Raw genomic sequence first — 22,860 nt, forward strand, 5'->3', positions numbered from 1 at the left:
ATTGGCATTTGCCTTCGGGCAAGCAAAACCACATCAACAAGATGAAATTGATGTGGTTTGATGTTTTGACTGAGAGAGAACATGCAATAATGATTGAAGTTGATGGATGATTCTCGCAATGACCCGACTCAGATGATCCGGCGAAAAGCCACGGTCGCCCAGATAGCGAAGCTGGCCGGGGTCGGCACGGCGACGGTGGACCGGGTGCTTCACGGACGTGCCCATGTGGGCGCAGCAACCCGCCAGAGGGTGCTTCAAGCCAAGGAGGCCATCGAGGCTGGCACCACCCCGGTCGAACGCCCCCGCCCTTGGCGGCTGCGCGTCTTCCTGCCCGAAGATGCGGGGCCCTCGACCGAGTTTCTCGGGATGTGCTTTCAGGAATTCGGGGGGCGCGGCAACGCCACTGTGGAATGCGTCTTCACCAAGAAGATGGAACCCGGCATCCTTGCACGAAAGCTATTGGCCACGGCGGGGCAAGGTGTGGATGCGGTGGCCTTTCAGGCGCTCGACGACCCCAGGGTTCACGACGCAGTGCATGAGCTGGACCGTTTGAACATCCCCGCGCTGGCCATCCTGTCGCCGATCGAACACCCCGCGCTTGCCGGCTTCATCGGCCTGAACAACCGCGCGGCGGGACGGACCGGCGGCTATCTGATGGGGCGGCTGACCCGTCGGTCCGGGGCCGTCGTTGTTGTCACCTCTGGCCAACTCTACCGCAGCCATGAAGACCGCGAGATGGGCTTCCGCGTGGCGCTGCGGCAGGATTTCCCCCATGTGCAAGAGGTGCTGACCTGCAACGCCCATGACGATGGTGAGGGCAACTATCAGGCGATCAGCCAAATCCTGTCGGACCGCGACGACATCGTCGGCATCTACAGCGTCGGGGGCGGCAATCTTGGCATCGCGCGGGCGCTAGGAGAGGCCGGGCGCGAAAAGGAGATCGTGTTCATCTGCCACAACCTGACTCCGCGCACCCAGGGGTTTCTGATGGACGGCACAATCGACATCGTGCTTCATGTCAACATGCGGCTGGTGGCGGAAGAGGCGGTCGAGGCAATGTGTGCCTATCTGGAACGCCGCCCCTTCAAGCCGCGTGCGCTGCTAACCGGGGTGATCACGCGTGAAAACATCGTTGGCGCGACCTTCGGCTAGAGGTTCTCGATCGTCAGCAATTCAAAGCGTTCGGGCGCAGGTGGCGGCACCGGCTTCCCGGTGCGGACCGAGCCGGCCATGCTGTCCGTCAGCGTCCGGGCCAGCCCTGCCAGAGACCCGGAGATCACCAGATCGGCAATACCTTCACGCAGGGCAGCCTCGCTTCCCGGACTGCGGGTGTGGCAGATATAGGTGATCTCACCTGCCCGCCCCGAGGCTTTCAGCGCCCGCGCAACGCCCCCGACACCGCCGCCGGAATGGTAGATGCCCGCAAGCTTTCCCGGCCGCGCCAGAAGATCCTGAGCCGCCTCGAAGGCAATGGCTTCGTCATCGAGGTAAATGAGCGTTTCCCTCAACACACGATCCGGAGCGTGACGGGCCATTGCATCGCGAAACCCCCGCTCATTGGCCTGCTGCCCGAGATAGCGGTGCGATCCGACAAGAACGCCGATGTCGCCGCCGGGGCGCGCAAGCCGGGTCATCGCCCACCCTGCGGTGCGCCCGGCGATGTACCCGTCCTGCCCGACATAGCCCGCCAGCCCCTTTGCGCCAAGGGGGCTGAGCAGCGCATAGACGGCCACCCCGCGGGCCGCGCATGTATCGACGGCCTCGGAGATTGCGGGATGGTCGACCGAGACGACGGCAAGGGCATCGACATCGGCCCCGAGACGGGTGATTTCCTCGGCCAACCGCTCTGCCGAAAGGCTGCCGACAAAGGAAAAGACAGGCTCGGCCCGGACATCGCGCCGTGCCAGAGTGGCGATGCGCAATTCCTCGGCCAGCGTCTGATACTCCCATTTCCCCTCTTTCTGCAGCAGAAAGCCGAACCGGCAGGCAGGTGCCATCTCAGCTATGCGCCACTTCAGCATCGCCTTGCCGTGATAGCCCGTCGCCTCGGCAGCCGCCACGACCCGCGCGGCCGTTTCCGGTGCGACCCGCGCCCGAGCATTCAGCACCCGGTCTACCGTGGCCACCCCCACACCGGCCGCGCGTGCAACATCTTCAAGCGTGGTGCGCCGGGATTTGGCCAATGGGGAATTCCTATCATCTGCCGAGACCAGGCCCGTGATGGAAATGATAGAAACTATCATGCCTGCAATTGACCGCATCGGCAAGCTGATGCCTGCTTGGTGCATCAAAGCTTGCAATGAGGCCCCACATGAACGCCCCTGCCACCCTCCGAGACTATAGCCTGACAGGCCCCGCGTCCGGCCCCGGCTTTGCCCATGCGGAATGGTATGCCACTCCGATTCCCCGCACGCGCATGAAAGAGCTGATGAAACGTTCAGACCGCGCGGGGCTGCGTGATTTTGGCCTCTGGGCCGGACTGACCGTTGCCTCCGGCGCGTTGCTGATCTGGGTCTGGGGAACGGTGTGGGCCTGGCCTGTCGCGCTGATATATGGCGTGCTCTACGCCTCGGGTGCTGAAAGCCGCTGGCATGAATACGGACACGGCACGCCCATGCGCACCCGCTGGATGAACGACGCGATCTATCAACTGGCCTCGTTCATGTCGCTCAAGAACCCGGTGCTCTGGCGCTGGAGCCACGCCCGCCATCACACCGATACCGTGATCGTCGGGCGTGACCCCGAAATCGCCTTCCCCCGACCGCCAAGCCTGCTGGCCTGGGTTCTGAACCTTCTGCATGTGGTGGCGACCAGCAAGGAGATATGGAAAGCCCTGCGGCTGAGCCTTGGCCTGTTGACCGCGGACCAGAAGGATTTCCTGCCAGAGAGTGAACGACCCAAGGCCTTCCGCGCGGCCCGGGCCCATGTCGGTATTCTGGTCTCTGCCGGGATCGCAGCCATGCTGATCAGCTCATGGTTGCCGCTGGTTCTGATAGGGGGGCCGACCTTCTACGGGTCATGGCTGCATCATGTCATGGCCACAACGCAGCACGCCGGTCTTGCCGAGGATGTGCCAGATCACCGGCTGAATTCCCGCACGGTTCTGCTGAACCCGGTGTTCCGCTTCATCTATTCCAACATGAACTACCATGTGGAACACCATATGTATCCGATGGTGCCCTTCTATTATCTGCCCGCGCTTCATGAGGATATCCGCGAAGATTGTCCTCGGGCTTACCCTTCTCTTCTGGCGGCATATCGCGAAATCGTACCGGCCGTGATCCGCCAACAGACCGACTTCAACCACTATGTCCGCCGACCCCTTCCCGCCGGAGCCGGTCCGACCCCCGCCTATCAGCGCCCGCTGATTGCAGCAGAGTAAGGAGGAGCCCCATGCCCAACTGGATCCGCGTTTGCGCAGCCGATGAGATCGAGGCAGAAGACCTCATCCGCTTTGACCATGACGGCCGCACGTTTGCTGTCTACCGCAGTCCCGATGACAACTATTTCTGCACCGACGGGCTCTGCACCCATGAGCAGGTGCATCTGGCGGACGACTTGGTGATGGACTACGTCATCGAATGCCCCAAGCATAACGGTCAGTTCGACTACCGCACCGGCGAGGCGATGCGCGCTCCGGTTTGCGTGAACCTGGGCACCTATCCTGTAAAACTCGAAGGCGGGGAGGTCTTCATCAACATCCAAGGGGCCGAGCAGGTCTGACCATACCTGCCTACGGTCGGGCTGGCGCCGATGCCGTCAGTACCTGTCGGGCCTCTGGGCCATCGAGATACTGCTCTGATGGGCTTGCCATCCAAATGTGGATGCGGCTGGCCGCATAAGCGCGCTTCGGACGCTGAAGAACGGTCTATTCGGGCGTGGATCCTGACGGGGCATAGCCGCCTGCCCGTCTGCGCACCTGGCCCCGGATCGACGCCATCTCCCGGCGGCTGTCCTCTCGCCCGCATTCCGCGAAGACGCGACTTGCCTCATGCTCCGCTTCTGCAAGGACGTCCTCCACCGACATCTCGGCAGGGACACGATCCTTCATCAGCACCTTGCCATTGACGATCACACTGTTCACGTCGCCTGCACTGGCAAAATGGGTGATGCGGTTCAGGGGCATGACCGGCGGCCAGAGATGCGCGGCGCGTCCGTCGATCAGAACGATATCGGCCCGTTTGCCGACCTCCAGCGATCCGATTTCGGACTCCAGCCCCAAGGCCCGTGCCGCATCCACGGTGCACATTTCCAGCACCTTGCCTTCTGGCAACACAGTTGGATCACGGAAATGACGGCGGTGGTACTGCATCGCTTGAGCCATATGGCGGAACATGTCGAACCCCCGATCCGGTGCACCGGCGTCGGACCCAAGACAAACGGTGACCCCGGCCTCGATCAATTCGGGAACCGGGCAACGACCCAGGATCGACATGATCGCCGAAGGATTGTGAACGATGCTGGCCCCGGTGTCGGACAGCGCAGCGAAATCCGCAGGCGACAGGTCAACACTGTGGCTGAGCGCGGCGCGCGGCGACAGCAGGCCAAGCTTGGCGGCCAATGCGATCGTGTCAGTCCGGTGCCCGTCCTGCGTGAACAGCACGCCAGTGCGGTCCTGCATCTCGCGCATGGCCCGCGACATGGCGCGAATGTCATCCCCGTGTGTCTCCATATGGTCGGGAGCGTAGACCGGCAGGATCAGCGCCACGCCCGTGCGCTTGTCGAACACGTCGTCATGGCGCGCGATCAACTCCGCGCTTACCGCCATCTGGTCCTCGAACCTCACTGGTCGCCGGTCAGGCCCGAAATGGCGCGGGAAGGGCAAGCGCCCCGGTCCCACTGCCATGATGGTACGCAGGCCCGAGGCGCGGGTCGCGGCGCAATGGGCATCGCCCGCTTCGGGCGTATCGGTGCGTAGCACATCCGGCCCGCCACCCAGAAGCGACACGGCGGTGGTGACGCCCGCCATCAGCCTTTCCAACAGGGCCAGCTGCGCCTCGGCCCGCCAGAAAGCAGGCGTCGCGGCGCCCGAATAGATCTCTTCGCAGATGCGGAACCAAAGCTCTCCGTCACCGTCGCCAGCAGCCCGTACCAGCCCGTGCCCGGCATGGGAATGCGCGTCGATCAGGCCGGGAAGGGCGATCAAACCCGGGCGGTCGATGACGGCTTTCGCGGGCGGCGGCTGTCCAGTGCCGATCCCGGCGATGCGCGTGCCACTAACGGCAATCCAGCCATCGTCCAGAACACGATGGCCCTGATCGACTGTGACGATGGTGGCACATCGGATCAACAGGTCATGCAGTTCGGTCATGACAGAAGATCGCTCAGATCGTCGCTTTGTGACGCATCCTGTTCCAGATCGAGCGTCCCCTCGAGATGCTCGAGGTGATGCGTCATCAACTCGGTCGCGCGGTCGCTGTGGCCTTGCGTGATCGCGGCGACGATCTCGGCATGTTCGTCAGGCCCGCAATCGGGGCCGGTGCGCACCTGGTACATCGCGATGATGAGAGAGGTGCGTGACACCAGATCGCGAAGCACGTCCCATAGGTAAGGAGAGCCTGCAAGCTCTCCGAGCAATAGATGGAAGCCGCCGGAAAGCCGGATCGCCGTCCGCGTGTCGCCTTCGGCATGGGCCTCGCGTTCCCGTGCGACATGCCGCTCCAGCTTGGCTACGATCTCTGGCGTCGCGGTCGCGCAGAGCCGTCGGGCGAGCTGCGCCTCAATCGCCCGCCGCGCAAAGAAGATATCGCGGGCTTCCTCGACAGAAGGTTGCGAGACGAATGCCCCGCGATGCGGCACGATGGTCACAAGCCCGTCATGCTCCAGAGCGGCAAGCGCCTGCCGCACCCGCGCCCGACTCACAGAGAAGATCTCGGCCAGCTTCTCCTCTTTCAGCCGTGTTCCGGGGCGCATCTTGCGATCTGCAATGGCGCGCCAGATCCGGTTGTAGACTTCCGCCTGCGGAGTATTGGTTTGGGCATCTTCCTGGGGCATCGGCCATATCCTGATGAAATTACAGAAGTTTCTTTTTTGCACATTATTATGGCAACACAACTGCACACACAAGTTTTAATAATTGTTGACAATCTTGATATCAAGTGTAGGCAATAAGACGTGGCTTTGTACGCTGGTCCGTCAAGGGCCTAATTCAACCAACGGGAGAAAGAACAATGTTCCGCAATCTTCTTATGACTGCCGCTGCGGTAGGCTGCCTTGCAGCCGGGGCCAGCGCCGAAACCCTGCGATACGCGACGGCGCGCGATATCTACGGGCTTGACCCGCATGCCGTGACCGACAGTTTCACCAACATCTTCACGCATCACATCTACGAACCGCTGGTCCGCTACGATGCCGATCTCAACATCGAACCCGCGCTGGCCACATCCTGGGAGGTGATCGAGCCAAACCGCGTGCGCTTTACCCTGCGCGAAGGTGTGACGTTTCACGGCGGGCAGACCTTCGACGCGGCAGATGTTCAGGTGTCTCTGATGCGCGCAGTGGACCCACGCTCGCCATTGCGCGGAAACCTGCCCGGTCTGACGGCGGTCGAGATCGTCGATGACATGACAGTTGATCTGGTGCTGGAAGGGCCAACCCCGCTTCTGAACAACTACCTGACCAATATCTTCATCCTCGATAGCGGCTGGCTGGAAGAGCACGGCGCCACCGCACCGATCGACGCCAGCCAGGGCGAAGAGGGCTACACCACCAACAACGCCAACGGCACCGGTCCGTTCATGCTGGAAAGCCGTCGTCCCGACGCGCTGAACGTGATGGTCGCCTATGACGGCTGGTGGGATAGCCCGGAACACAACCTGACCCGGATCGAGCATTCTCCGATCGGCTCGGACGCGACCCGCGTCGCGGCGCTTCTGTCCGGGGAAATTGACCTGATCGAACCGGCACCGCTGCAGGATGCCCCCCGGATCGACAATGCCCCCGGCGTGCACATGATGCAGAATCCGGGCCTTCGCACCATCATGATGGGCATCAACATGGGTGAGAGCCTTGTCGACGGCAATGTCGAGGGCAACCCGTTCCAGGACCTTCGGGTACGTGAAGCACTCTATCACGCGGTGAACATGGAGCTGATCCGGGACCGGATCATGCGCGGCAATTCGCGCGTGACCGGGTCGCTGATCGCACCACAGGTAACCGGCTACGCCGAAGAGATGGACGAACGCCTACCCTACGACCCGGACCGCGCCCGCGCGTTGCTGGCCGAAGCGGGCTACCCTGACGGGTTCGCCTTCAACCTGAACTGTCCCAATGACCGTTACATCAACGACGCCGCGATCTGCCAGGCCATGGCCGCGATGATGGCGCAGGCCGGGTTCGAACCGCGCCTCGTAACTGAGCCGCGCCAGATCCACTTCCAGCGGGTCGACAACCACGAGGTCGACGTCTTCATGCTTGGTTGGGCGACACTGCCAATGCTGGACGGGTTCTCGGTTCTGTCCGCGATGCTGGCCACGCCCGGCGGCGAATACGGCACCTTCACGCCGGCTGGCTATTCCAACTCGCGTATCGACGAACTGACCCAGTCCATCGCGGTAGAGGTCGACCCGGAACACCGGCTGGAGATGATGCACGAAGCCCTCATGGCCGCCCGTGACGACGTGGTCTGGATGCCGCTGCACCAGCAGCCGCTGTCCTGGGCCGTGCGCGACACGGTCGAGATCCCGCAGCCCGCCGATGGTCTCGTGCGCCTGTGGTACGCTCGGGTCACCGACTGAACCCGCCACAGGGCCGGGCAGAACATGCCCGGCCCCGACGACCCGACACCCCCAATGGAAGGACCCCGCCATGCTGGGATTTCTGATCCGCCGCATCATCCAGTCTATTTTCGTGATGCTCGCCGTTGCGCTGATCGCCTTCATGATGTTCCGCTTCATGGGCGATCCGGTGAATTCGATGGTGTCCGAGAACGCCACCACCGAGGAACGCGACGAGGTCCGCGAACGCCTTGGGCTGGACCAGCCGATCTGGGTTCAGTACGGGCGCTACGTGGCCCGCGCCGCGCAAGGCGATTTCGGCCTGTCCTGGCGCAATGCCCGCCCGGTATCGACCCTGCTGGCCGAGCGGTTCCCGGCGACTGCGGAACTGGTTCTGGTGGCAGCCGGGCTGTCGCTGCTGATCGGAATTCCCCTAGGGATCTTTACCGCGCTCAGGCCGCACAGTTTCTTGGCGCAATCCCTGCAATTCCTGTCGCTGATCGGGATCTCGCTGCCCACCTTCGTTACAGGCATCCTTCTGATCCTCGTTTTCTCGGTGTGGCTCGGCTGGCTGCCCTCCTTCGGCCGCGGCGAGGTGGTCGATATCGGCTGGTGGTCGACGGGGTTCCTGACGCTTTCAGGTCTCAAGGCGCTGATATTGCCCTCGGTCATGCTGTGCCTGTTCCAGCTGACACTGATCATGCGGCTTGTCCGGTCGGAGATGATGGAAGTACTGCGCACCGACTACATCAAGTTCGCCCGCGCCCGCGGATTGACCAACCGCTCGATCCATTTCCGCCACGCGCTGAAAAACACGCTGATCCCGGTCATCACCATCTTCGGGTTGCAGCTTGGCGGTCTGATCGCCTTCGCCATCATCACCGAGACGGTGTTCCAGTGGCCGGGCATGGGCGCATTGTTCATCCAGGCAGTCAGCTTTGGCGACGTGCCGGTGATGGCCTCCTACCTTGTGCTGGTCAGCCTGATCTTCGTGATCATCAACACCAGCGTCGATCTTCTCTACGCCGTGCTGGATCCGCGTCTGCGGGTCGATGGCGCGCGCGCGTCGCACTGAGCCGGAGGGTCCCATGGCTGACACAACCTTGTCCCGTGCGCTCGACAGCGATCTGTTCTGGAGCTTCCGAAACTCCTGGACGGCGCGGCTGTCCAGCCTCGTTCTGATCTCTCTCTTCCTCGCGGCGGCGCTTGCCCCGGTTCTGGCAACGCAAGACCCCTACGATATCTCGCAGCTCTTCCTTCTGGACAGCGAACTGCCGCCCATGTGGGCGGAGGGCGGCGACCCGCGCTATATCCTCGGCACCGACCAGCAGGCGCGCGACCTTTATTCCTCGATCCTCTACGGCCTGCGCCTGTCCCTGATCGTGGGCTTCGCCAGCGTCGCGCTGGCTGCTGCCCTTGGCGTTTCCCTGGGCCTTCTGGGTGGGTTCCTGGGTGGCGTCGTCGATGCTACGATCATGCGCGTGGCCGATGTGCTGCTCAGCTTTCCGGCGATCCTCGTGGCGCTTCTGGTAAATGGCATCGCGCGCGGCATTCTTCCCCCCGAGCAACATGCCGACGCCGCGATCTGGGTGCTGATCCTGGCGATCGGGCTGACCAACTGGGTGCAATACGCCCGCACTGTGCGCGGCTCCACCATGGTGGAACGGAACAAGGAATACGTGCAGGCCGCCCGCATCAACGGCGTGTCGGGCATTGGGATCATGATTCACCACATCCTGCCCAATGTGCTCGGGCCGGTTCTGGTCATTGCCACGATCAATCTCGGCATGGCCGTGCTGACCGAGGCGACCTTGTCCTTCCTCGGGGTCGGCATGCCCGCGACGCAGCCCTCGCTTGGCACGCTGATCCGCATCGGCAACGAATACCTGTTCTCCGGCCTTTGGTGGGTCGTGATCTTTCCTTCCGTCGTGCTCGTCGTGCTGGTGCTTGCCGTCAACCTTCTGGGCGACTGGCTGCGCGATGCCCTGAACCCCAAGCTGAGGTAACGACAATGACCCTTCTATCCGTCGAGAACCTGACCGTCGCCTTCCCCGGCCGTCGTGGCACTGTGAACGCCATCGAGGATGTATCGCTGTCCATCGAGCCGGGTGAAATCCTCGGCATGGTGGGCGAGAGCGGCGCGGGGAAGTCCATGACCGGGGCCGCCATCATCGGGCTTATCGAGCCGCCCGGCCATATCGCCAAGGGCCGGATCGTGCTGGAGGGCGAACGGATCGACACCAAGTCGCCCGAGCAGATGCGCCGCATCCGTGGCCGTCGGATCGGTGCGATCTTTCAGGATCCGCTGACCAGCCTCAACCCGGTGCTGACCGTGGGCGACCAATTGATCGAAACGATCCAGACCCATCTGAAACTGCCCCGCGCCGAGGCGCGCGAGCGCGCCATCGACTGGCTGCGAAGGGTGGGCATCCCGGCGCCCGAGGCGCGGATCGACACCTATCCGCACCAGTACTCCGGCGGCATGCGGCAGCGCGTGGTCATTGCGTTGGCGCTCTGTGCCGAACCCCGCCTCGTGATCGCCGATGAACCGACCACCGCGCTTGACGTCAGCGTGCAGGCCCAGATCATCGCCCTGCTGCGCCGGTTGGCGCGTGAAACCGGTGTGGCCGTGGTGCTCGTGACGCATGACATGGGCGTCATAGCGGAAACCGCGGACCGCGTGGCCGTGATGTATGCAGGCCGCATTGTCGAGGTCGGGGCTGTGGCAGACGTGCTGAATGCCCCAAACCACCCCTATACCGAGGGGCTGATGGCCTCGATCCCCCGCATCGGACCGCGCCCCGAAATCCTGCCCCAAATCGAGGGCGCGATGCCCCGCCCCCATGCGCGCCCGCCGGGCTGCGCTTTTGCGCCGCGCTGTCCGAACCGGATGGACGTCTGTTCCGAACAACGGCCCGAGCTTGAAGGCAGCGCCGCAGCCGCCGTTGCCTGCCACCTGAAAGCGGAGGTTCCAGCATGACCAGTCCCCTTCTGACCGTCTCGAACCTGAAGAAGACCTTCGATCTGTCGCCGCCATTCCTCAACCGGCTTCTGTCCGGTGGCAATCGGCAATATGTGCATGCCGTAGACGGTGTGGATTTTTCCATCGAGCCCGGCACCACCCTGTCATTGGTCGGAGAATCGGGCTGCGGGAAATCTACGGTGGCCAAGCTTCTGATGGGGTTGACCCAGCCAACGGCAGGCAGCATCCGGTTCGACGGGCAGGAACTGGCAGGCTGCGGACCGGGTCAGCCCGCAGCGACACGACGCCGGATGCAGATGATCTTTCAGGATCCCTTCGCCAGCCTCAACCCGCGCTGGCGCGTGGCCCGCGTGATCGGGGAACCGATGAAAAGCTTCGGTCTTGAGCCTGATCCCGTGGCCCGCCGCAAGGAAGTCGACCGCCTGCTGGAATTCGTGGGTCTGTCTGCCGAGGATGGCGAGAAGTTTCCGCATGAATTCTCGGGCGGCCAGCGACAGCGCATTTCCATCGCACGGGCGATCTCTACCAATCCCGAATTTCTGGTCTGTGACGAGCCGACCTCTGCGCTGGACGTCTCCGTACAAGCGCAGATCCTCAACCTGATGCGCGAACTGCAACGCGAGTTGGGGCTGACCTACCTGTTCATTAGCCACGACCTTGCCGTGGTGAACTACATCTCGGACCAGATCGGCGTGATGTATCTGGGCCGCCTGGTAGAGCTTGCCCCCGCAGATCGGATCTTTCGCGCACCACAGCATCCCTACACGCGACTGTTGCTTGAAACGGTTCCGGATATCACCATGGCCCACAGGGATATCGAACGCCCGGCAGGCGAAGTGCCAAACCCGATCACGCCGCCCGCGGGCTGCCATTTCAACCCTCGTTGCCCGCACGCCACCGAGCGCTGCCGGACACAAACCCCGTCCTTCCGCTCCGATGGGGGCGCGCAAGTGCGCTGCCATGCCGTAGAAGAAGGGCGGCTGCCCGCCCATGAGGCAAGGGCACAGACCAGAAAGGCCGGATGATGGAATACGATTTCACGACCCTGCCACCGCAGGACCGCTATCGCCTGTTGACGAATTTCGTCGGACCGCGCCCGATCGCGCTGGTCACGACGCGGTCAGAGGGCGGGCATCTCAATGGCGCACCGATGAGCTTCTTCAACGTGTTCTCGCAAGATCCACCCATCGTGATCCTTGGCATCCAGACCCGCGCCGATGGCACGGAGAAAGACACGTTGCGCAACATCCGCCGCACCGGGGAATTCTGCGTCAACATGGTGGATATGGAGTTGGCCGAAGGCATGGTCCTTTGCGGGGTGAACTTTGCACCCGATGTGGATGAGCCCTCTTTCGCGGGAATGGACACGGCGCCCTGCCGTCAGGTCGACACGCGGTTCATCGCCCGCACGCCCTGCGCGATGGAATGCCGCGTCGAACGGATCATAGACTTCCCGCGCCGCGCCATCGTCTTGGGCGAAGTGGTGGATATGACCGTGCGGGACGATTGTCTCGATGCACAGGGTCGCTACGTCGATCCGAGCGTCTACCAACCGATCGCGCGGCTCCATGCTGACAACTACATCGTGGCCGACCGCCAGTTCGAGCTGAAGAAACCAGATGCGGCGACCGCATGGGAATCCGGTGTGGCGATGCCTCTCAAGGAAAGGGCGGAATAATGCGCATCCACGTGGTCAATCCAAATGCGACCTCGGCCATGACGGCCCAGATCGGCATCGCAGCCCACAAGGTGGCCCGACCGGGCACCGTGATCGAGCTTGTAACCGGCAGCGGCACACCGGTTTCGATCGAAGGCTACACCGACGAGGCGCTTGTCGTACCCGGTCTGCTGGCCGCGATCCGGTCCGCCGAGCAACACGGTGCCGAGGCCCATGTCATCGCCTGTTTCGACGATCCCGGTATCGACGCCGCGCGCGAGGTCGCGCGCGCGCCGGTGATCGGGATCTGCCAGGCTGCGATGCATGCCGCGACCACATTGTCGACGCGGTTTTCCGTGGTGACGACCCTGCCCCGATCGGTCCCGATCATCGAGGATCTGGCCGATCGCTATGGCATGGGGCGCCGTTGCCGACGGGTACGTGCCATTGACATGCCAGTGCTGGCCATCGAGGCCGATCCGGACTGCTCATACGAACTGATCGCCTCCGAGATCCTTGCCGCGCGTGACGAGGATGGGGCCGAAGCGGTGGTGTTGGGATGCGCGGGCATGGCAGAGCTCTGCGAGCGGCTGACCGCTGAAACCGGCATTCTGGTCATTGACGGGGTGACCGCCGCCATCACCATGGCCGAAGCCCTCGTCGCGACCGGCTATCGAACATCGAAAATCGGGGCCTACGCGTTGCCACGCCCCAAGCCCGGCGGCCTGATCGGAGAAGCGGCATGACCGCGCTGCTGATCCGCGACATCCGCCCCATGGGCGGCGCTCCGGCCGATATTCTGATTGAAGGCGGCCGCATCGCCCGCATCGCACCGGCGATCAATGCGCCCGGCGTGGCGGTCGAGGATGGTGGTGGCGCCATTGCCGTGCCCGGCCTTGTCGAGGCGCATACCCATCTCGACAAGACGCTGATGGGCATGGGGTGGTATGCAAACGCCGTTGGGGCCGACCTTGGTGCGATGATCGACAACGAACGGGCCGAACGCCGCCGCCTGAACCACGACCCGCACCGTCAGTCCATGCGTCACGCGCTGGCGCTGGCTGGCAACGGGACGACCCATATCCGTAGCCATGTGGACGTGGATACCGAGGCCGGGCTTGCCGCGATCGAGGGTGTTCTGCAAACGCGAGAGGCGTTGCGTGGCATCGTGGAGATCGAGATCGTCGCCTTCCCGCAATCGGGCCTTATGATCCGCCCCGGAACCGCTGACCTGCTGGACCGGGCCATGTCGCTTGGGGCCGACCTTGTGGGAGGGCTCGACCCTTGCGGCATAGACCGCGACCCGAAGGGGCATCTCGATACGATCTTTGACATCGCGGAAAGGCACGGACGCGGGATCGACATCCACCTGCACGAAGCGGGCGAGCTTGGCGCATTCTCGATGGAGCTGATCCTCGACCGCACCCGCGCGCTCGGGATGAAGGGCCAGGTGGCGATCAGCCATGCCTTCTGCCTTGGAATGCCCGACTGGCCCCGGACCGAGGCGCTGCTTGCCGCGCTGGCCGAACAGGACGTGGCAGTCCTGACAACCGGTGCCCCCTCGCGAGAGGTGCCCTCCGTGAGGCGCGTTCTGGACGCGGGCCTGCGCATGGGCGCGGGCTGCGACGGCGTGCTGGATACATGGAATCCGTGGAACCGGCCCGACATGCTGGATCGCGCCCGGATCTTGGCGCAGAAGAACAATTTCCGATCGGATGCCGATGTCGCGCTGGCGTTGCATGTCTGTTCCACCGGTGGTGCTGAGGTGATGGGCGTGGCGGATCACCGGCTGGAAGAAGGCCGCCCCGCCGACCTCGCGCTGCTGCCCGGAACCACGCTGGCCGAGGCCGTTGCCACCGGTGGCCCCGTCTTTTTGACACTGAAGGGCGGTCAGGTCACCGGACGGAACGGTCACCCCGTGATGGAGGCTCCATGACGCTCGACACCCTGACACTTGGCCAAAGGCCGAAGGGGCGCACCGCGTTGTCAGCGCGGTGGATCCTGGCCTATCGCGACGGCGGTCATCACCTGCTGGAAGATGGCGAGATCGTGATCGACAAGGATCGCGTGATCCATGTGGGTCAAGCCTTCGAGGGCGAGGTCGCGCATCGTATCGACCTTGGCGAGGTGCTGATCTCACCGGGCCTGATCGACCTGGATGCGCTGTCCGATCTCGATACCACGGTGCTTGGCGTCGATTGCGGCCCGGCTTGGGCAAAGGGACGAGTCTGGCCGCAAAGCTATGTCGAGCGTGGCCCCTACGAGATGTACAAGCCCGAGGAACTCGCCTTCCAGAAGCGCTTCGCCTTCGCGCAACTGCTGTGCAACGGGATCACCTCGGCGCTTCCGATTGCCTCGCTCTTCTACCGGGAATGGGGGGAGACCGTGGCCGAATTCGAGGCCGCCGCCGACGCGGCGGGTGAGCTTGGCCTGCGGGTCTGGCTTGGCCCGGCCTACCGCTCCGGCGGCATGGTCTGCACTGCGCCGGGCATGCTGGAGCCGCGGTTTGACGAGGCGCGCGGACTGTCAGGGCTGGACGATGCCCTTGCCTTCATCGACGCCAGGCAAGGACAACATGAGGGGCTGGTTCAGGGAATGCTGGCACCTGATCGGGTGGAAACCTGCACGGAGGCCCTGCTGATCCGCACCATGGACGCCGCCCGCGACCACGATGTGCCGGTGCGCCTGCACATGGCACAAGGCCAGATGGAACGCGACACGGTCATGGCGCTGCATGGCACGACCGCCCCCGCATGGCTCGCCGGTTTCGGGGCGCTGTCGGATCGGCTGATTGCCCCGCACGCGACCTGGGCCACCGAGGCCGACCTGCGGCTCTATGCCGAACACGGTGTCACGGTCGCGCATTGCCCGCTGGTCTTTGCCCGCTCCGGCGCGATGCTGCGCAGCTTTGGCAAACTTCGCCGGATGGGAATCCGCATCGGCATGGGCACCGATACCGCCCCGCCCGACATGGTGCTGAACATGGCCGTGGGCGTGATGATGGCGCGCATGGCAGGCGACAGCATCGACGAAGCCGCACCGCAGCACCTGTTCGACGCAGCAACCCTTGCAGGGGCCGAGGCCCTGCGCCGCCCCGACCTTGGCCGGATCGCACCGGGAGCCAAGGCGGATATCGCCATATTCGACATGTCCGATCCGCTGATTGCCCCGCGCATCGACCCGGTGCGCACGCTGGTTCTTGGCGCCACCGGTCGCGTCACGCGGGCTGTCTTTGTCGATGGCCGGCTGTCGATGCGGGATGGTGAAGTCACAGGGATGGACATGGCCGCAGCGCGTCGCAGAGCCCAGGCTCAGTTCGATGGCCTTCGGGCGAAGTACCCCGAACGCACGCTCGGCCATCCACCGGAAGACGAGATCTTCCCGCCCTCCTATCCGGGGTTCTGACATCAGCGGGCCTCGGGCCGCGCAAGGCCCAATTCGCATCAGATAAGGATCGGCCATGTTGGCTGTCCGGCGTCAGCTTTTATGCGACGGCGACGGGGCAGCACCCGAAAGCCCGCCTCGATCACCAATGAAGTCTGATTGAGCCGGTTTCCTGCATGACACGCAGTTCTTTGCTGGCGGGCAACCGAGGCAGGCGCGCATGTGACCACCTCGGGGCCAGGTCCAACGCGGGTTGCCGTAGCGCCGATCAGCGGTCGGGGCTGAAGGGCTGCTTGTAGACATACATGGTGAACTCGAAAGGAAAGCCGCCCGGGCGCGTTACATAGTCATGCCTCAGAACCGGATGACCCCCCAATTCACGCTTGCAGAAGGAGAAGACCTCCATCGGGTCCACATACCACAGATCGGGGTCCTGAAAATCGACCCAGGTCGACATCGCATTGAAGGCAATCCCCTTTTCCGCCGCGGCATACATCTTGCGCAGGGTGCTGGTCATGAAGCCCCAGTTGTCGGTCATGGTATTGTTGAAGACCCCCGACAACACCGCGTAGTCGTGCCCGCCCGGCAGGTCATCAGAGCCCGCATCCATGAGCGTGACCGTGGCCCGGTCGTCATCGGCCAGCGATCTGTTGGCCAGTCGCACGAAATCTGCCACGACATCGACACCGGTGTAGCGGCTGTTCCGTCCACCGGCGCGCAGGTAATGGGCGAAATGCGCCAACCCGCAGCCCACGTCCAGCACCGATGTCATGTCCCGATCAATTTGCAGCAGGATCTCGAAACGCGCCTGTTGACTGGCTTCGTCCGCATACTGCACCGCCTGTGCGCCTTCCCCCTTTTCCTTCAGGAGAGTCTCATAGTTGGCAATGATCTTATTCACGTCCTGATAGGGCATCGGGCCTGCTTTTTCTGCTTGGGTATGGCGGTTGCGCGCGATCCCGAGGGGCGCCCGCGGACGGTATCACGCACAATCCGGGACGAAAACAGGATTTCTGGACGCGCGGACAAGCTCAGGGCCTTGGATCGTCGTCGCCGGGCTGATCCAACGCCTCAATTCCGAGCGGTGTGCCAATGCCCTTGATGATCATCCGGCGCGTCTCGTCCGGCCCTGTCCAGGCCAGCGCGTCGATGATCGACATATGGGACTGGAACGCGTGCCTTGCCTGAGCGTATTGGGGATGCGCAAAGCTCATGAACCGAAGACGGACACCCTGTTCCGAAAAGGGATTGCTGTCGCGCAAGTATCCGGCGGACCCGACGGGCGAGAGGTAAATCCCTGCCTTCAGTCTTTCGCAGATCTGAAAAAGCCGTTCCGACCGTTCGAAGTCCGGCAGATTCATCTGGCTGGTCTGGTGAAACGCCGCCTCAATGCCGATTTCCGAGCAGATGTCGCGAATGAACCCGATATTCACCGCCGACAGCCCATGCGACGACCGGGCCAGCCCGGTTTCCAGCAGGCGTTCCACCAAAGGCCAATGCGGCGCTTTTCCCAGACACCCCTTGATCCGCGCCACCAGCTTGCGTTCGAAATCGGGTTGCCCGAACCGGGCCTCGTTGATCAGCGGAAAGGAGGGCTTGCGCGCCACGGGCAGCGACAGCAGCACCGGCCCGTTCGGCCCGGAAATCCGGTTGCGGTTCTGCCAGCTCTGCTTGGTGAATTGCACATCGTCCAGAAACACGAAATCATCGGCCTGGGCAATCAATGAGAAATAGCCGAGCCACGGCAGGAAGGTGGGCTGCATGATGGCGCAAACCCGCTGATCCCCGATCATCTGGGCAGGTGTGTCGGTCATGTCTCGACATCGTCATAGGTGATTGGGTGGCCCTTCGGCACGTCCCTGATCAGCCGCCGACCCTGCACCGCCCCCTTGTCATTGGGCGGAATGCCGGCCCCCGGCCGGACGAACCGGAAATCCGCTTCTGTCACGATCTCACCCGCGCGCAGATCCCGAAGGCTGAAGGCCGACCGCCGGCCAACCGCCTTGCTGACCTGTTCGGAACTGGAGGTGCCCTTCTTCCCGGTCCCCCGTGCGATGGCGGCCTCGGTGACACCGGCGGCGATGTCAGCCAGCACATCCGGCGTGGCAGAGAACCTGTGGTCGGGGCCGGTGCGGGTCGGATCGTTGGTGATGTGCTTCTCGATCGCCACGGCCCCCATGGCCGCCGCCAGAACCGCGGCGCGCGATCCGACCGTGTGGTCCGAGAACCCGACCATCCGCCCGAACCGCGCCCGCAGCGCATCCATCGCGGTCAGGTTGATCTCTTCAAAGGGGGTCGGATAGGCCGATACGCAGTGCAGCAGGATCACGTCGCCCGCATTGGCCCGCGCCAGCACGTTCAGGGCATGGTCGACCTCGGCCAGTTCCGCCATGCCGGTCGACATGATCACCGGCTTTCCGGTGCCCGCGATCTCGATCAACAGGTCATCGAAGGTCATCTCGAAGGACGCGATCTTGTAGAGCGCGCAGCCAAGGTCTTCGGTGAACGGCAGGTCCATCGGGTCGTAGACAGAGGTAAAGGGCAGCATTCCCCGGGCGCGCGCCCTTTCGAACAGCGGCGCATGAAATTCCATCGGCATCGCGGCGGACTGGTACAGCTCGTATAAGTTTGTATGGCCCCAGACCTTGTCAACGGCAAGCGAGGGGTGATTGCTGTTCACCGTCAGGCTGTCGGCGCTGTAGGTCTGCAACTTGAACGCATCCCACCCGGCATCTGCGGCAAGATCCACAAGGGCAAGCGCCTGATCCAGATCGCCATCGTGATTGGCACTGAGTTCCGCGATCAGGAATGACTTCTCGGTCTCCCCGATCTTCTTGCCGTCTACTGTGAGTGTCATCTCGGTCCTTTCTGGCACATTGCCATGATCGCCTCCGCCACGCGGGCCGCTCCGTTCCCGTCTACCGCGTCGGCGGCCTCCGAGACCAGCCCCAGATCCGGTTCGTGCGAGGTGACAAGCGTGGCAAGGCGGTCGAAGAAGGCGGCTTTCCCGCCGGGGTCGGCGGTGAAATGAATCTCAGCAAGGCCGCTGTCCCGAAACGCTTCGAAATAGGCGCGGTATTCGTCGTGATCCCACAGATAGAGCGCCCGGCGACCGAGGCAGGCCGCCTCGTAGCGGACAAGGCCGGGCCGACCCACGACAAGGCGTGCGCGCAGGTATAGGGGAATGAGCGAGCTCAGGCCGCGATGCAGCGTGATCTGCGGGCAGGTCGTGGTCAGTGCCTCAAGCTCCGCGACCAGATCGGGTGCGAACTGGGGGCCTATGACCACGTCCACCGGATACACGCCTCGCGCACAGGCGTGCGCAAGTCCAAGCGACAGCCCGGTCGGATCGGCACCGCCGCAGGTCACGAGGATTGCCCCCTCGCCCGTCACCGCCGCAGCCTTGGCCCTTGCATGGCGGTAGGCCTCTGGCAGGATCGCGTAGGCGCTTCCGGCAAGCCAGCGCGTGTCCGGCAGCGGCGGGCGCAACCTGTCGGCGGCATGATAGGGCGTGACCAGCAGATCCGGCAGGCAGCCCGGATCGGACGCGGTGAAGTGGTCGGGCGGCATGCTGTCGATCACCACGACGCGGTGACCTGCGGCTTTCAGTGTCGCCACATCCGCCGCCGTGGCCAGGGCGTTGCCATGGTGCAGCGTATCCAGCACGACAACCGCCCCCTCGGGCAGCGCAGCGATCCAGCCGGCATCGTCAAGGCGGCCATGCGCGGGAAGGCCAAGCTCCTCCATGACGTCCGGCCGTTCGGGCGACGAGACAAGCACTTCGCCCTGTAGCGCCTGCGCGAGGGCGGCACAGCGTTGCAGGTGGCCTATGCCTATGCCCGCGCCACCGGATGCGCGCAGCACGATCGCGGGGGTCATCGCGGCCATCAGGCTGCATCCTCTGTCAACAGCCGCTCCTCGATCATCGCGCAGACCCGGCTTACGTTCCGATCCACGTCACCGTAGTGATCCAGCATCCGGCGCATTGGGTCCGTCATGCCACCTTCGACAAAGGCCTCAAGCGATGCCTGGTCGGAAATCACCGGCAGGGACATCAGTTGGCGACAGTTTTCAGCCGCCATCAACGCCGCCGGTCGCCCCAGATAAAGCCCATCCAGAACCGCCGTCGACGGGGTGGAGACGATACAGTCCACGAGGTTCAGCACATCGACGATGTTCATGCCCTTAAGCGGACCGGAATGCTGGAACGAGAAGACCACGTTCGGGCAGTCTTGGCCGAGCTGCCTGTCATGCTGGCTGTAGTTCGAGCGGACCTTGCCGCGATGCGGCCGGACAATCACCGCGACATCCGGGTTTCGCTGGCAATATGCACGGATCATGCCATAGGCCTGCTCGATCTGGTTGGCGTCATGGGCGCCGCCCCGGAACGTGTGACAGATCAGGACGCGCCTGCGGAACCCGGCCAGCCGCTGCGCAAGCGCCTCGGGGGGGCGTCGCAGCTCGAAAACCGGTTTCTTGGTAAAGCCGGAAATGCGGATGCGCGGCGCCACGTCCGGTGCCAGAATGCCATCATGGCAGGAAGGATCTTCCCACAGGAAGACCGGATCGGAATGAAACTCCGTTGCGCTGCCATCGTCCGAATAGGTCAGGTGCTGCTGGATGACGCCATGCTGCATGTAGATCGTCGGAATGCCCGCGTCCTTTATGTAGCGCCCGCGCGCGCCGAAAACCGACTCGTCATGGCAGGGGTCACCGATCACGAGCAGCCGGTCGACCCCGCGCAGCAGGCGACGATAGTAGACACCCGCCTTCATCAGCTTGTTGGGCCGCACCCGATACGCCATGCCCGATCCGCGCAACAGCTTGCGCACGCGCGCTTCGCGCCGCCACAGGCCGGAGGTCACGAACAGATCCAGCTCGACCCGCCCCCCATCCCTGAGGCCGGAGAGGATCGGATAGAGGTTCTCAACGTCCGGCACACCATTCAGAAAGGCCCCCAGGATGGGGCGGCGGGCTGTCATGCCTCGACCTCTTCCAGCACTTTCGCCAACAACTCCGCAAAGGCCCAGTCCTCGGGGGTGTCGATGTCCTGCACCCGGTGACGCGGCAGGACAACCGGGATCGTCGGGGACCGCAAGGCCCGGCGGTCCGACAGCCATGCCTCTGCCGTTCCCCAGACGAACTGCGCGGCATCATGATAGGCCTCGCGCAAGTCCTGACTGCGCAGAAACAGATTGTCCTGGTTCATCATGGTCAGCTGGCCATCCGTCTCGACCAGCGCGCGTTCCACGGGGGCCGGGAAACTGGCCACGGAAATCGCGTAATCGGCATCCGAGGCGGCCAGACGGTCCAGCCCGTCGCGCAGGTCCGCCGCCCTCAGGAACGGGGCGGTGGCGTAGATCAGGCAAACCATGTCGGGAGGGGTGATCGACAGCGACAATCGCCGGATCGCATCTTGAACGACCTCGGTCAGACCGGCGTGGTCATTGGCCAGATCGGCCTGCCGCAGAAACGGCACCTCGGCCCCCGACGCGCGGGCGACCTCGGCAATCTCGGCATCATCGGTGGTGACGACCACCCGGTCGAACAGGCCCGAGGACAGCGCCTCGCGGATGGCCCAGGAAATCATCGGCTGGCCGCGGAATGGCCGGATATTCTTGCGCGGAATCCGCTTGGAACCACCGCGCGCGGGGATGATAGCAACGGTTTTCAAGCCCGGAGTCCTTCCGCTTCAAACTGGACAGCATCTGTATATCACCTTTGCGACAAGCTTGAAGGCTTCGCAGGGGACTGCGCCTGTTTTCCGTTTCATGCACGGTTTGTAAATGGCGGATTGAAAATCCGGCAGGCTGTGTCCTGCGCCACCCATCACCGCCAGTGCTATGCCATGCCGCGCGCGTGGGTCGGCCCGCGCATACGGGATCGGGCTGACGAAGCCGCCCTTGCGCCCAAACCGGGCGGCAGGCGCATAGAACGGCTTGCACTCCTCGGGAAGCGAATCAACAAGGGGACAACCGCAGTTTTCCCGGAAGGCCCCCCAATGTCCTTTGACATCAATATCGGTCCCAACATTCGCAAATCCGCCTATTTCGAGGCGACCGTTGCCGACGGGGTGCGGTCCTTCTCGGTCTACAACCACATGTATATTCCCGGCAATTTCGGCGACCCGGAGGCGGAATATGACCGGCTGTTGAAGGGCGTCGCGATGTGGGACGTGGCCGCGCAACGGCAGGTGGAGCTTTCTGGCCCCGATGCAGGCGCGCTGGCGCAATACCTGACGCCGCGCAACCTGTCGGCGACACGGGTCGGTCAAGGCCGCTATGTGCCGCTATGTGATCACGATGGCTGGCTGATCAACGACCCGGTCCTTCTGAAACTGGAGGACACCCGCTATTGGCTGTCGGTCGCGGATAGCGATATTCATCTCTGGGCCGCCGCCGTCGCGCGGGAAAAGCGCATGGATGTGCAGGTGTTTGAGCCAGATGTCTCGCCGCTGGCCATTCAGGGTCCGAAGGCCGAAGACGTGACCGCCGCGCTGTTCGGGAACTGGGTGCGCGCGCTGCGCTATTTCGCTTTCCGTGAAACCGAGCTGAACGGCATTCCGCTGGTGCTGGCGCGGTCCGGCTGGTCGAAACAGGGCGGGTTTGAGCTTTACCTGATGAATGGCAGCCGGGGAGGCGATCTGTGGCAGGCGGTGAAAGAGGCGGGCCGGCCCTTCGGCATCGGGCCGGGCGCGCCGAATGATACCGAGCGGCTGGAAAGCGGGCTGATTTCCTATGGCGCGGATATGCGGTTGCAGACGCATCGGACAAATCCCTACGAAATGGGCTTCGGCCCGCTGATCGACTTTGCCGCAGGACATGATTTCATCGGTCGCACGGCGCTGGAACGGATCGCGGCGGACGGCCCTGCACGCCGCCGGGTCGGGCTGGTGCTGGACGGCGACCCGGTGCAGCCGAACGGCCATCCGGTGGAGCTGCTTCAGGACGGCCAGCCGGTCGGTCATGTCAGCGAGGTGGCGGCGTCCCGGCGCCTGGGAATGAATATCGGCGTCGGCCTGATCCGCGCGGATATCGCCGACAGCGCCACCGGTCTCAGCGTCGCCCTGCCCGATGGACCCCGTGTCGCCCGGCTGGCGCCCCTGCCCTTCGCCTGACGCC

Annotated in this window: 22 protein-coding genes; 13 read left to right on the top strand and 9 right to left on the bottom strand. The window is 63.8% G+C overall.

The features are described 5' to 3' along the window. Nucleotides 1–102 precede the first annotated feature (102 nt). The gene (locus RBB16_RS08645; RefSeq protein ID WP_306045778.1) at nucleotides 103–1,152 is read left to right on the top strand and encodes a LacI family DNA-binding transcriptional regulator; all 1,050 of its coding nucleotides are present in this window, start codon (nucleotides 103–105) and stop codon (nucleotides 1,150–1,152) included. Here RBB16_RS08645 and RBB16_RS08650 read toward each other — a convergent pair. Beyond that, complete coding sequence (locus tag RBB16_RS08650; RefSeq protein WP_306045779.1) at nucleotides 1,149–2,183, bottom strand: LacI family DNA-binding transcriptional regulator; 1,035 nt, start codon at nucleotides 2,181–2,183, stop codon at nucleotides 1,149–1,151. The two genes, RBB16_RS08645 and RBB16_RS08650, sit on opposite strands and share 4 nt — an antisense overlap. Nucleotides 2,184–2,311: 128 nt before the next feature. Here RBB16_RS08650 and RBB16_RS08655 point away from each other — a divergent pair, with 128 nt between their 5' ends. Further along, nucleotides 2,312–3,382 (top strand): fatty acid desaturase, encoded by a 1,071-nt coding sequence (locus tag RBB16_RS08655; RefSeq protein WP_306045780.1) that lies wholly within the window; start codon nucleotides 2,312–2,314, stop codon nucleotides 3,380–3,382. An 11-nt stretch (nucleotides 3,383–3,393) separates the two neighbouring features. Continuing rightward, a complete protein-coding gene (locus RBB16_RS08660) occupies nucleotides 3,394–3,723 on the top strand; it encodes a MocE family 2Fe-2S type ferredoxin (protein WP_306045781.1) in 330 nt (109 codons plus the stop codon). Nucleotides 3,724–3,868: 145 nt separating this feature from the next. Here RBB16_RS08660 and RBB16_RS08665 read toward each other — a convergent pair whose 3' ends face one another. Together RBB16_RS08665 and RBB16_RS08670 are read right to left on the bottom strand one after the other, a co-directional pair. Then, nucleotides 3,869–5,311, bottom strand: a complete 1,443-nt coding sequence (locus tag RBB16_RS08665) for an amidohydrolase family protein (protein WP_306045782.1) — start codon at nucleotides 5,309–5,311, stop codon at nucleotides 3,869–3,871. After that, the gene (locus RBB16_RS08670) at nucleotides 5,308–5,994 is read right to left on the bottom strand and encodes a GntR family transcriptional regulator (RefSeq protein ID WP_306045783.1); all 687 of its coding nucleotides are present in this window, start codon (nucleotides 5,992–5,994) and stop codon (nucleotides 5,308–5,310) included. Before RBB16_RS08670 ends, RBB16_RS08665 begins: the two co-directional genes overlap by 4 nt. A 176-nt stretch (nucleotides 5,995–6,170) precedes the next feature. On the opposite strand from RBB16_RS08670, the gene RBB16_RS08675 reads away from it, so the two are divergent. The 9 genes from RBB16_RS08675 to RBB16_RS08715 all read left to right on the top strand — a co-directional run bounded on the left by RBB16_RS08675 (nucleotide 6,171) and on the right by RBB16_RS08715 (nucleotide 15,760). Then, nucleotides 6,171–7,736, top strand: coding sequence for an ABC transporter substrate-binding protein (locus tag RBB16_RS08675; protein WP_306045784.1), 1,566 nt, complete (start codon nucleotides 6,171–6,173; stop codon nucleotides 7,734–7,736). Between the two features lie 70 nt (nucleotides 7,737–7,806). Beyond that, nucleotides 7,807–8,790, top strand: a complete 984-nt coding sequence (locus RBB16_RS08680) for an ABC transporter permease (RefSeq protein WP_306045785.1) — start codon at nucleotides 7,807–7,809, stop codon at nucleotides 8,788–8,790. A 13-nt stretch (nucleotides 8,791–8,803) separates the two neighbouring features. Further along, the gene (locus RBB16_RS08685) at nucleotides 8,804–9,721 is read left to right on the top strand and encodes an ABC transporter permease (RefSeq protein WP_306045786.1); all 918 of its coding nucleotides are present in this window, start codon (nucleotides 8,804–8,806) and stop codon (nucleotides 9,719–9,721) included. 5 nt (nucleotides 9,722–9,726) lie between these two features. After that, on the top strand, nucleotides 9,727–10,695 hold the full coding sequence (locus RBB16_RS08690) for an ABC transporter ATP-binding protein (RefSeq protein ID WP_306045787.1): 969 nt from the start codon (nucleotides 9,727–9,729) through the stop codon (nucleotides 10,693–10,695). Next, a complete protein-coding gene (locus tag RBB16_RS08695; protein ID WP_306045788.1) occupies nucleotides 10,692–11,723 on the top strand; it encodes an ABC transporter ATP-binding protein in 1,032 nt (343 codons plus the stop codon). The genes RBB16_RS08690 and RBB16_RS08695 overlap by 4 nt, the downstream gene beginning before the upstream one ends. Continuing rightward, nucleotides 11,720–12,376, top strand: a complete 657-nt coding sequence (locus tag RBB16_RS08700) for a flavin reductase family protein (protein ID WP_306045789.1) — start codon at nucleotides 11,720–11,722, stop codon at nucleotides 12,374–12,376. Before RBB16_RS08695 ends, RBB16_RS08700 begins: the two co-directional genes overlap by 4 nt. Beyond that, entirely contained in the window at nucleotides 12,376–13,101 is a 726-nt protein-coding gene (locus RBB16_RS08705) for an aspartate/glutamate racemase family protein (RefSeq protein ID WP_306045790.1), read from the top strand. The genes RBB16_RS08700 and RBB16_RS08705 overlap by 1 nt, the downstream gene beginning before the upstream one ends. Next, entirely contained in the window at nucleotides 13,098–14,291 is a 1,194-nt protein-coding gene (locus RBB16_RS08710; protein ID WP_306045791.1) for an amidohydrolase family protein, read from the top strand. Before RBB16_RS08705 ends, RBB16_RS08710 begins: the two co-directional genes overlap by 4 nt. Then, on the top strand, nucleotides 14,288–15,760 hold the full coding sequence (locus RBB16_RS08715; RefSeq protein ID WP_306045792.1) for a chlorohydrolase family protein: 1,473 nt from the start codon (nucleotides 14,288–14,290) through the stop codon (nucleotides 15,758–15,760). The genes RBB16_RS08710 and RBB16_RS08715 overlap by 4 nt, the downstream gene beginning before the upstream one ends. 247 nt (nucleotides 15,761–16,007) lie before the next feature. On the opposite strand, the gene RBB16_RS08720 is transcribed toward RBB16_RS08715, so the two are convergent. The 6 genes from RBB16_RS08720 to pseF all read right to left on the bottom strand — a co-directional run bounded on the left by RBB16_RS08720 (nucleotide 16,008) and on the right by pseF (nucleotide 21,413). After that, nucleotides 16,008–16,655 (bottom strand): class I SAM-dependent methyltransferase, encoded by a 648-nt coding sequence (locus RBB16_RS08720; RefSeq protein WP_306045793.1) that lies wholly within the window; start codon nucleotides 16,653–16,655, stop codon nucleotides 16,008–16,010. Nucleotides 16,656–16,770: 115 nt separating this feature from the next. After that, nucleotides 16,771–17,553, bottom strand: coding sequence for a WbqC family protein (locus tag RBB16_RS08725; RefSeq protein ID WP_306045794.1), 783 nt, complete (start codon nucleotides 17,551–17,553; stop codon nucleotides 16,771–16,773). After that, nucleotides 17,550–18,596 carry an N-acetylneuraminate synthase family protein gene (locus tag RBB16_RS08730; protein WP_306045795.1) on the bottom strand — a complete coding sequence of 349 codons (1,047 nt, stop codon included), beginning with the start codon at nucleotides 18,594–18,596 and terminating at the stop codon, nucleotides 17,550–17,552. Before RBB16_RS08730 ends, RBB16_RS08725 begins: the two co-directional genes overlap by 4 nt. Further along, complete coding sequence (locus RBB16_RS08735) at nucleotides 18,593–19,627, bottom strand: hypothetical protein (protein WP_306045796.1); 1,035 nt, start codon at nucleotides 19,625–19,627, stop codon at nucleotides 18,593–18,595. The genes RBB16_RS08730 and RBB16_RS08735 overlap by 4 nt, the downstream gene beginning before the upstream one ends. Further along, complete coding sequence (locus tag RBB16_RS08740; RefSeq protein ID WP_306045797.1) at nucleotides 19,627–20,721, bottom strand: hypothetical protein; 1,095 nt, start codon at nucleotides 20,719–20,721, stop codon at nucleotides 19,627–19,629. The genes RBB16_RS08735 and RBB16_RS08740 overlap by 1 nt, the downstream gene beginning before the upstream one ends. Beyond that, complete coding sequence (gene pseF, locus RBB16_RS08745) at nucleotides 20,718–21,413, bottom strand: pseudaminic acid cytidylyltransferase (protein ID WP_306045798.1); 696 nt, start codon at nucleotides 21,411–21,413, stop codon at nucleotides 20,718–20,720. The genes RBB16_RS08740 and pseF overlap by 4 nt, the downstream gene beginning before the upstream one ends. Before the next feature lie 327 nt (nucleotides 21,414–21,740). Here pseF and RBB16_RS08750 point away from each other — a divergent pair, with 327 nt between their 5' ends. Continuing rightward, the gene (locus tag RBB16_RS08750) at nucleotides 21,741–22,856 is read left to right on the top strand and encodes a glycine cleavage T C-terminal barrel domain-containing protein (RefSeq protein WP_306045799.1); all 1,116 of its coding nucleotides are present in this window, start codon (nucleotides 21,741–21,743) and stop codon (nucleotides 22,854–22,856) included. The last annotated feature ends 4 nt before the right edge of the window (nucleotides 22,857–22,860 follow it).

The sequence above is a fragment of the Nioella sp. MMSF_3534 genome, from assembly GCF_030732985.1.
Taxonomy (GTDB): Bacteria; Pseudomonadota; Alphaproteobacteria; order Rhodobacterales; family Rhodobacteraceae; genus Nioella.